Genomic DNA, 13,397 nt, shown 5'->3' with positions numbered 1-13,397 from the left:
AAGGGTGGGGCGTTATTCAAGGAACGGCATGGCAATCCCGAAAGCGCCCGCCAAAAGCACAAAGTTCAGCCCGAGCACCAACGCGGCGCCGAGCCCTGCCAGGGCTTGAATATACTGGCGCGGCACAAAAGCGCCCATCACCTCGGGCTTGCGAATGAGCCACAAGAGCGCCAGCATCGGCACGGGAAGCGCGATCGACAAAACGACTTGGCTCATCACCAGCGCTTGTGTGGCATTCGCCCCCGAAGCCACCACCGCAAACGCGGGCAGCATCGTGATGGCGCGGCGTAGCCATAGCGGAATAGTGATCCGCAAGAAGCCCTGCATGATCAACTGCCCCGCCATCGTCCCCACCACGGAAGACGAGATCCCAGAGGCGATCAGCGAGATCAAAAACGCCCCTGCAGCCGCTGCGCCCAAAAGCGGCGTCAGCATGTGATAGGCGGTTTCAATCTCGGCCACTTCCGCATGGCCGCGATGGAAGGCAGAGGCCGCCATGATCACCATTGCCATATTGATCAGCCCCGCCACCGCCAGCGCGACGATTACCTCAATGTTGGAAATCCGCAGCACGCGGCGGCGCTCGTCATCATTGCGCAACACGGCGCGGCCCTGCGTCAGGCCCGAGTGCAGAAAAATCGCATGCGGCATGACGGTCGCGCCAATGATCCCCACCGCAATCGTCAGTGCCCCGGCATCGGGCAGGTCCGGGGAAACAAGGCCAAGGCCCGCCGCCGTCCAATCCACCGGCGCAATCAGGATTTCTGCCAAATAGCAAAGACCAATCAAGCCAACGAGTGTGCCAATGGCAATTTCCATCGGGCGAAAGCCGCGCGCTTCCATCAGCAAAATCGCATAGGTGATGATTGCGGTGATCACCATGCCCCAGATCAGCGGAATGCCCAGCAGCAGCGAAAGACCAATGGCCCCGCCGAGAAATTCCGCCAAATCCGTGGCCATCGCGGCGATCTCAGAGATGAACCACATCACATAAACCAGCGGGCGGGGCAGGTGATCGCGGCTCAACTCTGCCAAGTTGCGCCCGGTCACAATGCCCAAGCGCGCCGAAAGCGCCTGAAACAGCATCGCAATCAGGTTCGCCATCAACACGACCCATAACAGCGCATAGCCATAGCCCGCACCCGCTTGGATGTTCGTCGCGTAATTGCCCGGGTCCATATAGGCGACCGAGGCAATCACCGCCGGGCCCACAAAGGCCAGCATCGCCAACGGGCCGCGCCGCTCGCCGCTGATCACGGCGGACATCGTGGCGCGGGTGCGCCCGGTCAGTGAGCGGTCATTCTGCATTGCGGCACTCCCGTTGTCTTGACCTTGATTTATAGCCCTGGCTACATTTCTGTCAAACAGCACGGAAACGCAGTTTTGTGAACGATTTGCAAAACCCGGGCAAAACTGCCAAAACCAAGCCGGGAGGACGGCAGATGAGCGACAACACCGCAGACGAGGGGCAGGTTCCCACGCCCGAGCGCTTTACCCAAGCGCGCGCGGCGCAAAGCATGGCGGTGCTTGAGGATTATGCCGAGATGATCGACGATTTGGCCCAAGAAATGGGCGAGGCGCGCATCACCGATATTGCCGCGCGCATGGGCGTGACCCATCCGACCGCAACCAAAGCCGTGGCGCGGCTCAAGCGCGAAGGGCTCGCTGTGTCGCGCCCCTATCGCGGGGTGTTCCTAACAGAACAGGGGGCCGCCCTGGCCGCGCGGGTGCGGATGCGTCACCGGGTTGTGGTGGATCTGCTCGTGGCCGTTGGCGTGCCGCAAGAGACCGCTGAAATTGACGCTGAAGGGTTGGAGCATCACGTTTCCGATGTCACCCTGAAAGCGTTTGAGGCGTTTTTGGCCCGCCGCTAATCTTTGATGCGCTGCGCGGCAATCGCGCTAAGCCGTTTTTGCAAACGCGGATCGGGGGCCTGTGCCTCAGCCTCCCGCATCGCGGCCACCCGCGCGGGGGCAGAGCGGATCAACTCCGGGATCAAATCCGCCTCGGGCAGGTTCTTCCAATATTTGCGCGGCATGTTCGATTGCATCGCCTGCACCATCAACCGCGCCGGGTTGAAGATATTGGCAAAATAGACTCGCCAAAGATGCTCGGTTGCATCCGCAGGCGGGGGCCTCGTGTCACAGGTTTCAGAAATTTGCATCTCGCCACATTCAAAGCGTGCGGTCAGTGTGGGCGTGGCGATCAGCCAATCCATATCGCCAAAGCGGCGCGCAAAAAACGGCGCGCCTGCCTCTAGAATGTGGTGATCGGGCTCAAACCACGCGGCAAAGGCGCGCCGGTTCGCGCCCGGTGGCGTCACCTCGCGAAAGCGCACAAAGGCATGCATCTTGTGAATGTCGCGCCGCACGGCTTTTTCTTGGTCAAGCACGCGGCGCATCATTGGGTCAGATCGGTCGCCCCAGCGCAGCTCCCGTCGCGAAAGCCGCAACACCAGCGCATAGGCGCGCGCAAACCGTTCCGGGTCGGAATGCATCAAAGCGGTTTCAAGCCCCTCCACCGCCACGCGTGGCAGGGTCAGCGCGACCGCGCCCGCCGCTGTGGGTAGGGCAGCGGCAAACAAATCCGGGGCGGCGGTGCCGACCGACCAAATCACCGCCTCGGGGGCAACGCCCGCTGCCGCCAAGCGCCGCGCTTCCTTGCGCCATGCGGCGACGGTGCCGATCCGGGGCAGCACCACCTGCATCAGAAAAGGCTCAACTGTTCGGGCGGCGGGGCAAAGCGCGCGCGCAGGTTCGCATCATCTGGCAGGCCACGCGGCGACCAGCCGGGTAGGGTGATGAATGGCTCTGCATTACGGATCACGCAGCCAATCGCGACCAAATCTTCATAGCGCAGGGTGCGATAGCGCCGCGCTTTCAAAATCCGCTCCACGCTACGGGTGCCAATCCCCGGCACGCGCAAAAGCATTTCACGCGGCGCACGGTTCACATCCAGCGGGAAGTGCTGCCGGTTCGCCAAGGCCCACGCCAGCTTCGGGTCAATCTCCAGATCAAGGTTCTTGCCCGGCGCGGCAATCTCGGGCGCGTCAAACCCATAGTTCCGCATCAGCCAATCGGCTTGATAAAGCCGATGCTCGCGCACCAAGGGTGGGCGGATCAGCGGCAGCATTTTCGACGCATCCGGGATCGGTGAAAACGCCGAATAATAGACACGGCGCAAAGCATAATCGCCATAAAGCCGGGCGGAGCGGTGCAAAATCTCCCCGTCGCTTGCGGGATCGGCGCCAATGATCATTTGCGTCGATTGCCCGGCTGGCGCAAAGCGCGGCGCGCGGGTGCCGCGTTTGGTGCGGTCTTTTGCGGCTTCGCCACGCGCTTTCACCTCGGCCATTGCGCCGTGGATCGTGTGCACGGATTTCTCGGGCGCCAAACTGCTCAGCGCATCTTCGGTCGGCAGTTCCACATTGATCGACAGCCGATCCGCCCATTTTCCCGCCTCGGCAATCAGTTCGGGCGCGGCATCGGGAATGGTTTTCAGGTGGATATAGCCGCGAAAATGTTCCCGCTCGCGCAGGGTGCGGGCAACGCGCACCATCTCGGCCATTGTCTCATCCGGCGAACGGATGATGCCGGACGAGAGAAACAACCCCTCAATATAGTTGCGCCGGTAAAACTCGAGCGTCAGCGTCACAACCTCTTCCACCGTGAAGCGCGCGCGCTCCACCCCGCTGGAGGCGCGGTTGATGCAATAGGCGCAGTCGTAAATGCAGAAATTCGTCAGCAGGATTTTCAAAAGCGAAATGCACCGCCCATCCGGCGCCCAAGCGTGGCAGATGCCCGCCCCCGTCGTCGAGCCAAGGCTTTTGCCCGCACGCGAATTGCGCCGCTCGCCCCCCGACGAGGCGCAGGAGGCATCATATTTCGCAGCATCAGCAAGGATCGCGAGTTTTTCTGAAAGCGCTTTCTGGGCCATTTGTTCATATTATGTTCTTGCCCCTTTTCGCGCAAGACGGTGCGTGTCGCAGGCTCCGTTTAAGGAAAAAACAACGGTGTCGCCCTAATCATGCTGCCAATCCGCCTCGATGCCGGGGCTCCCTCATAGGTTCTTCATGCGCCTTGCTCGTCAGATGATGTCCAGATCCAGACGCGCAGGCCTAGCGGAATGCTGCGAGGGTCTCATGTTAATTAGTCTTCTCTAGAACAGCGATACGCCATGTCTCTGATCAAACGTTTGCTTCTTCCGGTGATGCTGCTCACCGTTTTCGGCTGCATCATTGTGGCAATCCTGTCTTGGCAGGCCTATGCGCTGGGCGGCGAATTGCGGCGCCTGTCTGAACTTTCGCGCGCGGCGGTTCATGATGCGGTGCAAATTGAAAGCGACTTTCGCGCAGCAGAAGAGGGTTTGCGCATCGCGCTCGACCGTCCCTCGGATCGCGCGATTGAAGCCTTTGCCGCGCAAGAGGCTGTGTTGAACAGCCATCTCGAAGGGTTTGCTGTTTACGATTTTGCCAATCAAATCAAGCCAGAACTGACAGCTTTGGGCGCCGAGATTGCGCAGTGGCATGAACGGGCAAGTGCTCTGCTGGCTGCGCCTGAGCCTGATCCGGCGCAACTACAAGCCTACGAAAAAGCGCGCGTCGCCGCCGAGGCGCGGTTGGGCAACTTCGATACGCTCGTGGGCGAAGCGGCTGCAAAAAGTGAAGCGGCCAGCGTTTCGCGCGCGGGGTGGAACCTTGTGATCGTGGTCTTGTTCGCCGCCTCTGTGATGCTGGGCATGGTCATTGTTTCCATGGTGCTTTCGCGGCGCGTGTCGCGCGCCGTTGTTTGCGTCTCGGATCGGTTGGAAACCATCGCCGAACTGCCGCAAGAGGTGCGCACCGGCTTTGAGCTCGACCGGATTTTGCTTGCGGTCGAAGCACTCGAATCAGCCTTGGCCGAGCGTGCGCGCCTGACCGAAAGCCTGCATCAAAGCGAGCAAGAGCAAGCTCAGATGATCCGCGCCGAGGCTGAGGCGAAGCAAAAGCTGATGAAAAGCGAGATCGAGGAAGCCGAGCGGCGGATGGAAGAAACCCGCCAGCGCGAGGCTGAACGTGCCCGGGTTGAAGCGGAACGTCTGGCCGAACGCGAAGCCCAGCAACAGGTGGTGGACCATCTGGCGGCCTCACTGCGCTCTTTGGCCGATGGCAATTTGGATGTCGTGATCAACGAATTCTTCGCCGAGAGCTACAAGAAGCTGCGGATGGATTTCAACGCAGCGGTGCTGTCGCTCAAGAGCATCGTGGCCGAAATTTCGGAATCCGCTTCAACCATTGGTGCAGATAGTTCCGCGATCAGCAGCGCGCTGGAAGACCTGTCCAAACGGACAGAGGATTCGGCGGCCTCGATCAACCAAACCTCTGAAAACATGGCGCAGATGAACACGCTTGTGGGGGATACCACTGCGGGCATCCAAGCGGTGCGTGATCTGACCGGCACCGCTGCGCAGCAAGCCGAGGCCAGCATTTCCACGATCCGCCGCACCGAAGAGGTGATGATGCGGATTGAAAGCTCATCCGAGGCGATCACGCGCATCATTGGCGTGATCGACGACATCGCTTTCCAAACCAATTTGCTGGCACTGAACGCCGGGGTTGAGGCCGCGCGCGCGGGCGAATCTGGGCGTGGCTTTGCGGTAGTGGCGTCCGAAGTGCGGGCGCTGGCGCAGCGCGCCGCGGAATCCGCGCATGAGATTGGTGAGCTGATCTCTGAATCGAGCCGCCATGTGAAAGAGGGTGTCGGCGCGGTGCGCGAAAGCGGCACGGCAATGGAAACGGTGACCCGGTCGGTGGGCTCGATTTCTCAGCAGGTGCAGGCGCTCGCCTCTTCGGCCACCGCGCAAAAAGACGGGATTTCAGAGGTCAACCAAGCCGTCGGCATGTTGGATGCCGCCACCAAGCAAAACGCCGCGATGTTCGAAGAAACCTCTGCCGCGACCTATTCGCTCAAACATTCGGTGGCCGAACTCAATGCCCTCGTCAGCCGGTTCCACGGCTGGCAAGATGTGCACAAGGTAGACCGACAAGACGCAGCTTGATGCGCGCTCTATCAAATAAAAGCGCCCCGGTTGCCCGGGGCGCTTTTGTTTTAGCTGTCTGATTTCGGCGCATCACTTGGCAGGTTGACGCCGTGTTTATCCATATAGGGGCGGAAGTAGTCGCGGAACGCCTCAAACCCTTCCGTTAGCATCAGGAATTCGGCGCGGTTCATCACCAAAACCTTGGTGTCTTCTTTCGCGCGCACCGTGGTGCGCCGCCGCGTTGCGCCCAAAATGATCCGCTCGCCGAAATGATCGCCGGGGCCAATGATGCGGGTGGTCATTTCACCGGTTTCCGGATCGGGGCGTTCCATTTCCACCGCGCCCGAAATCACCGTGTAGAACCCATCCGAGCGGTCGCCCATCTCGTAAATCCGGTCGCCCGCGCGGTAATATACATAGCGCATCGGCGGTTTGCGGAAGGTGCGCAACTGCACCAAAGACCGCGCCCCGATCAGATCCAGCGTCCAGTTCATCATCACGCGGATCTTGGTGCCAAGCCCAGGCAAAAGCGCCAGATAGTAAGACCGCCACACAAACCACGCCGGGAAGCCCGTGACCGAGCGGCCCATCAGATCGGCCACGCCACGTTTTGCGCCCAGCGAGGCAAGCGAGCCGCGCGAGGAATAGGCAAAGATCCCGGGCGTCTTGCCCTTGATCGTCGCGGCAATGTTCTTCGCCACGCGCTTCGCCTCACGCACCGCGAATTGCGCGGTGGGCGGGGCAAAATCATGCCGATCAGCCGCGCCCTCTTTCAGCGGGATCAGCGCACAATCGCCCAGAGCCCAAACATCGGGGCGGCTCGGCACTTTCAGGCTGCGGTCCACGATGATCCGGCCCTTGTCCATCGGCAGGCCCATCCGCGTCACCACCGGCAGCGGCGCGTTGCCGATCGTCGCGACGATCGTGCGCGTGTCGATCACCTCGCCATCGCTCGTCACCAATTGGCGATGGGTGCAGCTTTTCACCCCGGTTTTCAGCATCAGTTCGATGCCGTGTTTCTTCAGATGCTCGCTTGCGTAATCGGCCAGCTCTTGCGGCATCTCATTCAAGATACGCGGCGCATATTCGACCATCAGCACCCGCACTTCCGACGGGTCGATATTGGAGTAGAAGGGCAGCGAGCGGTCGATAAGTTCTTTCATCTCGCCCACGGTTTCCACACCCGAGAAGCCGCCGCCCACCACGGTAAACGTCAGCGCGCCGCGTTTGGTGTCGGGCAGCGCGGTCACCTGCGCATGTTCCAACTGCTCAATCACATGCTCGCGCAGGCGGCGGGCATCTTCGAGCGTTTTCATTTTTAGCGCATGTTCTTCGAGCCCCGGCATGCGCGAAAAATCGGTGCCTTGGCCAAGCGCGATCACCAAGTGATCATAGGGCACCTCGGTCGGGCGGCGCTGAATGCCTTGGAAAACGGTGACCACCTTGCGGTCAAAGTCGACGCTGTCGACCACCGCTTTGCGCACGGCGACGCCCTTGAGGATGAACCGCAAGGGTGACACGGCATGGGCGGGGGTAATCGAGCCCGCGCCCACTTCCGGCAAAAGCGGTTGGAAGACGAAGTAGTTTTCCGCGTTGATGATCTCAATCTCGGCCTTGCGCCCCAATGTGCGCCGCAGCGCCCGGGCCGTATACATGCCGCCGAAACCGCCCCCAAGAACGACTACCCGCATCTGCTCATGCCTCCATGTTGCTGCGCCGCAGCGATAAGGGAAGGATGCTGGGCCGCCGGTGCCCCTTATCTATGCCGTAAGGGCAGCTTTGTCCAACATCCGCGCGGTGTTGGCGCTCACGAAATCAGCACTGCCCTAAAATCGTTCACATTGGTCAGGGTGGGGCCCGTGATCACCTGCGCCCCAAGCGCCGCAAAGAACGGGTGCGCGTCGTTTGCCTCCAGTATCGCGCGGGGGGATAGGCCAAGCGCACGCGCTTGTGCGAGCGTTTCGGGGCTGATCAGCGCGCCCGCCACCTCTGCTGCGCCATCAACGCCATCGGTATCGCCCGCCAGCGCGTAAACGTCGGGCATCCCCTCCAGCGCGAGCGCGAGGGCGAGCAGAAACTCCACATTGCGCCCGCCGCTGCCAGAACCACGCACCGTCACCGTGGTTTCGCCGCCAGACAGCAAAACACATGGCCTTTGGAAGGGCTGTCCGTGGCGCAGAACTTGGCCCGTTATCGCCGCGATCACTTTGGCCACATCGCGTGCCTCGCCCTCAAGCGCATCGCCCAAAATATGCGCTTGGAAACCCGCTGCGCGGGCGACCTGAGCCGCCGCCTCTAGCGCGGCTTGGGGCGTGGCGATCAGATGCGCCGCGTTGCGGGCAAGGCGCGGATCATCGGGTTTGATACTCTCCAATGCGCCCGCCGCAAGGGCCGTTTGTAGCCCCTCGGGCAAGGGGATCGCGTAGCGCGCCAGCACCTCCAGCGCATCGGCGCAGGTGGTGGCGTCGCCCACCGTTGGGCCAGAGGCGATGATGCAGGGCGCATCGCCCGGCACGTCAGAGATCATCAACGTAATCACCCGCGCGGGGGCGCAGGCCGCTGCAAGCCGCCCGCCTTTGATCGCGGACAGATGCCGCCGCACCGTGTTCATTTCACCAATCGTCGCGCCGCTTTTCAAAAGCGCGCGATTGATCTCTTGCTTTTGTGCAAGGTCGAGCCCCGGCGCGGGCAGGGGCAAAAGCGCAGAGCCGCCTCCCGAAATGAGGCATAAAACCGTGTCATCTGCACTTAGGTTGTGCGCCAAATCCAACATCCGCCGTGCGGCCTCTTCGCCCGCCACATCGGGCACCGGATGCGCGGCCTCAACCACCTCAATCCCTTGGCAGGGCACTGCATGGCCGTAGCGGGTGACCACCAACCCTTCCAGCGGGCGACCGTAATGCGCCTCAACCACCCGCGCCATTTCAGCCGAGGCTTTGCCCGCGCCCAAAACCACCAACCGCCCCCGTTCGGGCCAAGGCGGCAAAAACGGCGGCAGGCATTGCGCGGGTTGGGCCGAGGCAATCGCCGCATCAAAAAGCGCGCGCAACAGGGTTTCAGGATCGGTCATAGGAAAGGCTCCCTTTCCCTCTTCTAAACATCGTGATGGCCCTGCGCCAAGATGCACGCGCCTTCGCCTTGACAGGTGCGGGTGTTCCGCCTCAATAGCGGTCTGCGCGCGCGCCGTGCCGCGCCTGATCCGAACGCATGAGGTTCCGATGAAGCTGCCGTCTTTGATCCCCTGCCTCATTCCCTTGGCTCTTGCGGCTTGTGGCGGTGACGACATGCGGCTTTACCCGCTTGCGGGGCCGATTGCTGCGGAAAACCCGGCGCTTGTGATCCCGGTGACGCTAAGCAGTGATACCGAAACCTCGGGCAAGATCAGCTTCCGTTTGCCAAAGCCTGCGCAAAGCAAATGCACCGGCACTTGGACAAGCGTGGCGCCGCGCGTCACCACCCATGAGCGAGGCTTCTCGCTCGGGCTCAAGAATATCGGCGGTAAATACACCAACGCCACCTCCGATGTGGGCGGCGTCAACTCGGGCGAGTTCTATGCGGTGTGCAAAGATGGCACCCGGCTTGAGGGCAGCTTCATCATGGGCTCGGGCACGCAAAGCGGCACAGGCACGGTGAGTGACACGCGCGGCAACAGCTACAAATTGCTATTCTAAGCCCCTTAGCCCGGCGTCGGCAGCCCCAGTGCAACGGCACAGGTGGCACGATCCAGCGGGCGGCTCCACAGATAGCCCTGACCGATGTCAAAACCAAACTCGCGCATCATGCCCGCAGTTTCTTCGGTTTCAACGCCTTCAACCACGGTTTCAATGCCAAGCGCGGCGGCCATCCGCTGCATCGATTCCAAAATCGCGCGGCAGGCCGGCCCTCTGGTCAGGCCGCTGACAAAGCTCTTGTCGATTTTCAGCTTATGCACCGGGTGGCGCGCCAAAGAGGCAAGCGACGCATAGCCCGTGCCGAAATCATCAAGCACCAGCCCAACGCCCAGCACGCGCAGCGCCGCCAAAGTCTCCGCCGCGTCAGACACATGGGCCAGCGCCGTATCTTCGGTGATTTCGATGTCGAGCAGGTTCGGGGGAAGCCCGGTTTCCTTCAGCACGGTGCTGACCAGCGCGGGCAAAATCTTGCGGTCAAACTGCCGGGGGAAGATGTTCACGGCAATGGTCAGCGGGCGCGCAAGGTCGCGGTTCCATGCGGCGACTTGCCGACAGGCTTCACGAAGCACCCATTCGCCCACCTGCAAAGACAAGACGCTGTCGCCCAGCACATCCATGAAATCGGCGGGCATCAACAGCCCCCAATCGGGGTGCCGCCAGCGCAAAAGCGCCTCCAGCGCGACCACCTCACCCGTCGCCAGATCGACCTGCGGTTGATAATGCAGTTCAAACTGATCTTGTGCGATCGCGTGGCGCAGGTTCAACAGCACGCGGTTGCGATGCTCCACCTGACTGCGCAGCCCGTGGTCATAGGCGACCGGGCTTTTGCGATTTTCAAGCGAAGCTTGCAGCGCCAGCGCGGCATTGGCCAACAGCGCCTCGGCACCGATTCCGTCATTGGGGCGGCAGGCATAGCCAACACCAGCATCCAGATGCAAAAGGTTCGGTCCAATGCGCAGCGGCTCCATCAAGGCGGTGCCAAGTGCGGCAAGGGCGCGTTCGGGCGGTTGATGCGGACGCGGCAACACGACGAGGAAGGCGAACCGATTTTCACCCGCGCGATACAGCCGGATGTGGCGCCCCTGCACGCTGCGCAGGCGCGTCGCGCAGGCCAGCGCTAGCATTTCCGCATGGCGGGTTTCTTCCGTGGCGCGGTATTGGGCGAGTTGCTCAAGCTCGGTCAGGATCACCCAGATCGAGCCTTCGCAGGCGGCGCGGTCTGCAAGCAGATCGGCCAAATCTTTGCGCAACCGCTCGGGGCCGGGCAGATGTGTCGGGTCGCCCGGTAAGCCCGCCGGACGGTGCCCAAGCCCCGTGGCTTCCTCAACCGGAAGCATAAAGACGAAATAGCGCCCAGAGCTATCATTGCGCCGCAGCATGAGCTGCATCGGAAAATCATGCCCGTCACTGTGGCGAGCCCGCACAAGCCGCAGCTTGGCGGACGCGGCCTTTTCCGGATCCGCTGTCGTCAGCGCGCTACGCAGTTTGGCGTGGCGGTCGCTGCTGCATTGCGGCACCAGTGTCTCGATCATACGCCCAACAAGCGCGCCCTTGGCGTAGCCAAACATCGCTGTTGCCGCAGGATTTGCATAATCGATGCGCCCATGGGCATCCACGCCGATCACGCCATCTGTTGGCGCGCCGCGAAAGGGCCAAGAGAAGTCCATTGCGAATCCGTCAGAGTTTCGGGGGAGGGGACCGACACACTCGTTGCAATACACTCAAGGGTTGTGCCTTGATCCGCGCGTTGAAGCAACACCCAAAAGCCTCGTGATGGATGTCACACTGACGCAGGCGTCAACTTTTTGGCACCTTTCGCCGTTGTTCGCCTCCAAAAGAGGCTGGCCTAAGGCGGGGAGGCAGGATAAACGGCGGCAACCATCGGAAAATTAGCCCTATCGGGGCCAAAACAGCGGGAAAAGGTCATGGCGCGGCATCTCATCACCTCGGCGATTCCCTATATCAACGGCATCAAGCACCTTGGTAACCTTGTGGGCAGCCAGCTGCCGGCCGATCTTTACGCGCGCTACCTGCGTGGGCGCGGCAACGAGGTGATGTTCATTTGCGCCACGGATGAGCATGGCACGCCCGCAGAACTGGCCGCCGCAAAAGCGGAAAAGCCCGTCGCGGATTATTGCGCCGAGATGCACGACGTTCAGGCCGAGATTGCTGCGGGCTTTCGGCTGAGTTTTGATCATTTTGGCCGCTCGTCTTCCGCGCAAAACCGCGCGCTGACGCAGCATTTTGCGAAGGTGCTGGCTGAGCAGGGCCTGATCCGCGAAGTGACCGAGCGGCAGATGTATTCGAAGGCCGATGGCCGCTTCCTGCCGGACCGCTATATCGAGGGCACCTGCCCGAACTGCGGTTACGACTCGGCGCGTGGCGACCAATGCGACAACTGCACCAAGCAGCTTGACCCGGTTGACCTGATCGACCCGCGTTCGGTGATTTCGGGCTCGACCGATCTGGAGATGCGCGAAACCAAGCATCTGTTCCTGCGCCAATCGGCGATGAAGGACAAACTCGCCGCTTGGATCGACAGCAAAGCCGACTGGCCGGTGTTGACGACCTCGATTGCGAAGAAATGGCTCTTTGATGGTGATGGTCTGCAAGATCGCGGCATCACCCGCGATCTGAGCTGGGGCGTGCCCGCGCAATTTGAGGGTGCGCCTTGGGAAGGCATGGAAGGCAAGGTCTTCTATGTGTGGTTCGATGCGCCGATCGAATATATCGCGGCCACGCAAGAGCTCAGCGCGCAAGACGGCACCGATTGGGCGCGCTGGTGGCGTACCGATGCGGGCGCCGAAGACGTGACCTACACCCAGTTCATGGGCAAGGATAACGTTCCGTTCCATACGCTGAGCTTCCCGGCCACGATCCTTGGTGTGAACGCCGCCGAGGGCGAAAACTGGAAGCTGGTCGATTACATCAAATCGTTCAACTACCTGAACTATGACGGCGGCCAATTCTCCACCTCGCGCGGGCGCGGCGTGTTTATGGATCAGGCGCTGAGCCTCTTGCCGGCCGATTACTGGCGCTGGTGGCTGCTGAGCCACGCGCCCGAAAGTGCTGACAGCGAGTTCACTTGGGAGAACTTCCAAACCTCCGTGAACAAAGACTTGGCAGACGTTCTGGGCAACCTTGTGAGCCGCGTCACCAAATTCTGTAATTCCAAATTCGGCACCGAAGTGCCCGCCGAAGTTGTGCTGACCGAACGCGAAGAGGCGCTGCTGGCGCAATTCCGCGAGGGGCTGGCGGCTTATGAAAAGGCGATGGATGCGATCCAAGTGCGTCGCTCGGCAGAAGAGTTGCGCGCGCTTTGGGTGCTGGGCAATGAATATCTGCAGGCCGCTGCGCCGTGGAGCGTGGTCAAAACCGACGAGGCTGCCGCGCGCGGGATCATCGCTTTTGCGCTCAACCTGATCCGGCTTTATGCGGTGCTGTCGCGCCCCTTCATCCCGGATGCGGCGCAAGCGATCATGACCGCGCTCGATTGCGAAGATTGGTCTTGGCCTGAAGATCTCGACGCGGCGATCCGCACGCTTCCCGCGGGCCACGCCTTCACCGTGCCGGAAAACCTGTTCCGCAAAGTGACAGATGACGAACGCGAAGACTGGGCCAACCGCTTCGCGGGGCGGCGCGACTAAGCATCGGGGGGCATTGCCCCCCTTTTCTTTGGCCAGCCCCCGCCTAGCTATGCCGCAAAGG

At 61.6% G+C, this 13,397-nt stretch carries 10 protein-coding genes; 4 read left to right on the top strand and 6 right to left on the bottom strand.

Annotated features, from left to right (window positions below):
- Positions 1-12 precede the first annotated feature (12 nt).
- Entirely contained in the window at positions 13-1,308 is a 1,296-nt protein-coding gene (locus CRO18_RS02535; protein ID WP_097080942.1) for an Nramp family divalent metal transporter, read from the bottom strand.
- A gap of 134 nt (positions 1,309-1,442) precedes the next feature.
- Between CRO18_RS02535 and mntR the strand changes: the two genes are divergently transcribed.
- A complete protein-coding gene (gene mntR, locus CRO18_RS02530) occupies positions 1,443-1,874 on the top strand; it encodes a manganese-binding transcriptional regulator MntR (RefSeq protein ID WP_097080941.1) in 432 nt (143 codons plus the stop codon).
- On the opposite strand, the gene CRO18_RS02525 is transcribed toward mntR, so the two are convergent.
- On the bottom strand, positions 1,871-2,707 hold the full coding sequence (locus CRO18_RS02525) for a TIGR03915 family putative DNA repair protein (protein ID WP_249275970.1): 837 nt from the start codon (positions 2,705-2,707) through the stop codon (positions 1,871-1,873). The two genes, mntR and CRO18_RS02525, sit on opposite strands and share 4 nt — an antisense overlap.
- Entirely contained in the window at positions 2,707-3,936 is a 1,230-nt protein-coding gene (locus CRO18_RS02520) for a putative DNA modification/repair radical SAM protein (protein WP_097080939.1), read from the bottom strand. Before CRO18_RS02520 ends, CRO18_RS02525 begins: the two co-directional genes overlap by 1 nt.
- 240 nt (positions 3,937-4,176) lie before the next feature.
- Here CRO18_RS02520 and CRO18_RS02515 point away from each other — a divergent pair, with 240 nt between their 5' ends.
- Positions 4,177-6,036, top strand: a complete 1,860-nt coding sequence (locus CRO18_RS02515) for a methyl-accepting chemotaxis protein (RefSeq protein ID WP_097080938.1) — start codon at positions 4,177-4,179, stop codon at positions 6,034-6,036.
- Between the two features lie 50 nt (positions 6,037-6,086).
- Here the strand turns inward: CRO18_RS02515 and CRO18_RS02510 are convergent, their stop codons facing one another.
- Positions 6,087-7,709 carry an FAD-dependent oxidoreductase gene (locus CRO18_RS02510; protein WP_097080937.1) on the bottom strand — a complete coding sequence of 541 codons (1,623 nt, stop codon included), beginning with the start codon at positions 7,707-7,709 and terminating at the stop codon, positions 6,087-6,089.
- A 116-nt stretch (positions 7,710-7,825) separates the two neighbouring features.
- Positions 7,826-9,088: a glycerate kinase gene (locus CRO18_RS02505; RefSeq protein WP_097080936.1), complete on the bottom strand. Its 1,263-nt coding sequence runs from the start codon at positions 9,086-9,088 to the stop codon at positions 7,826-7,828.
- Between the two features lie 148 nt (positions 9,089-9,236).
- Between CRO18_RS02505 and CRO18_RS02500 the strand changes: the two genes are divergently transcribed.
- Positions 9,237-9,689: a hypothetical protein gene (locus CRO18_RS02500; protein WP_076485255.1), complete on the top strand. Its 453-nt coding sequence runs from the start codon at positions 9,237-9,239 to the stop codon at positions 9,687-9,689.
- 5 nt (positions 9,690-9,694) lie between these two features.
- Here the strand turns inward: CRO18_RS02500 and CRO18_RS02495 are convergent, their stop codons facing one another.
- Positions 9,695-11,356, bottom strand: coding sequence for an EAL domain-containing protein (locus CRO18_RS02495; RefSeq protein WP_097080935.1), 1,662 nt, complete (start codon positions 11,354-11,356; stop codon positions 9,695-9,697).
- Between the two features lie 258 nt (positions 11,357-11,614).
- Here CRO18_RS02495 and metG point away from each other — a divergent pair, with 258 nt between their 5' ends.
- Positions 11,615-13,336, top strand: coding sequence for a methionine--tRNA ligase (metG, locus tag CRO18_RS02490; protein ID WP_097080934.1), 1,722 nt, complete (start codon positions 11,615-11,617; stop codon positions 13,334-13,336).
- Positions 13,337-13,397: the final 61 nt, after the last annotated feature.

Source organism: Rhodobacter sp. JA431 (assembly GCF_900217725.1).
Lineage (GTDB): Bacteria > Pseudomonadota > Alphaproteobacteria > Rhodobacterales > Rhodobacteraceae > Rhodobacter > Rhodobacter aestuarii.
This window is presented reverse-complemented; position numbering and strand designations above follow the sequence as displayed.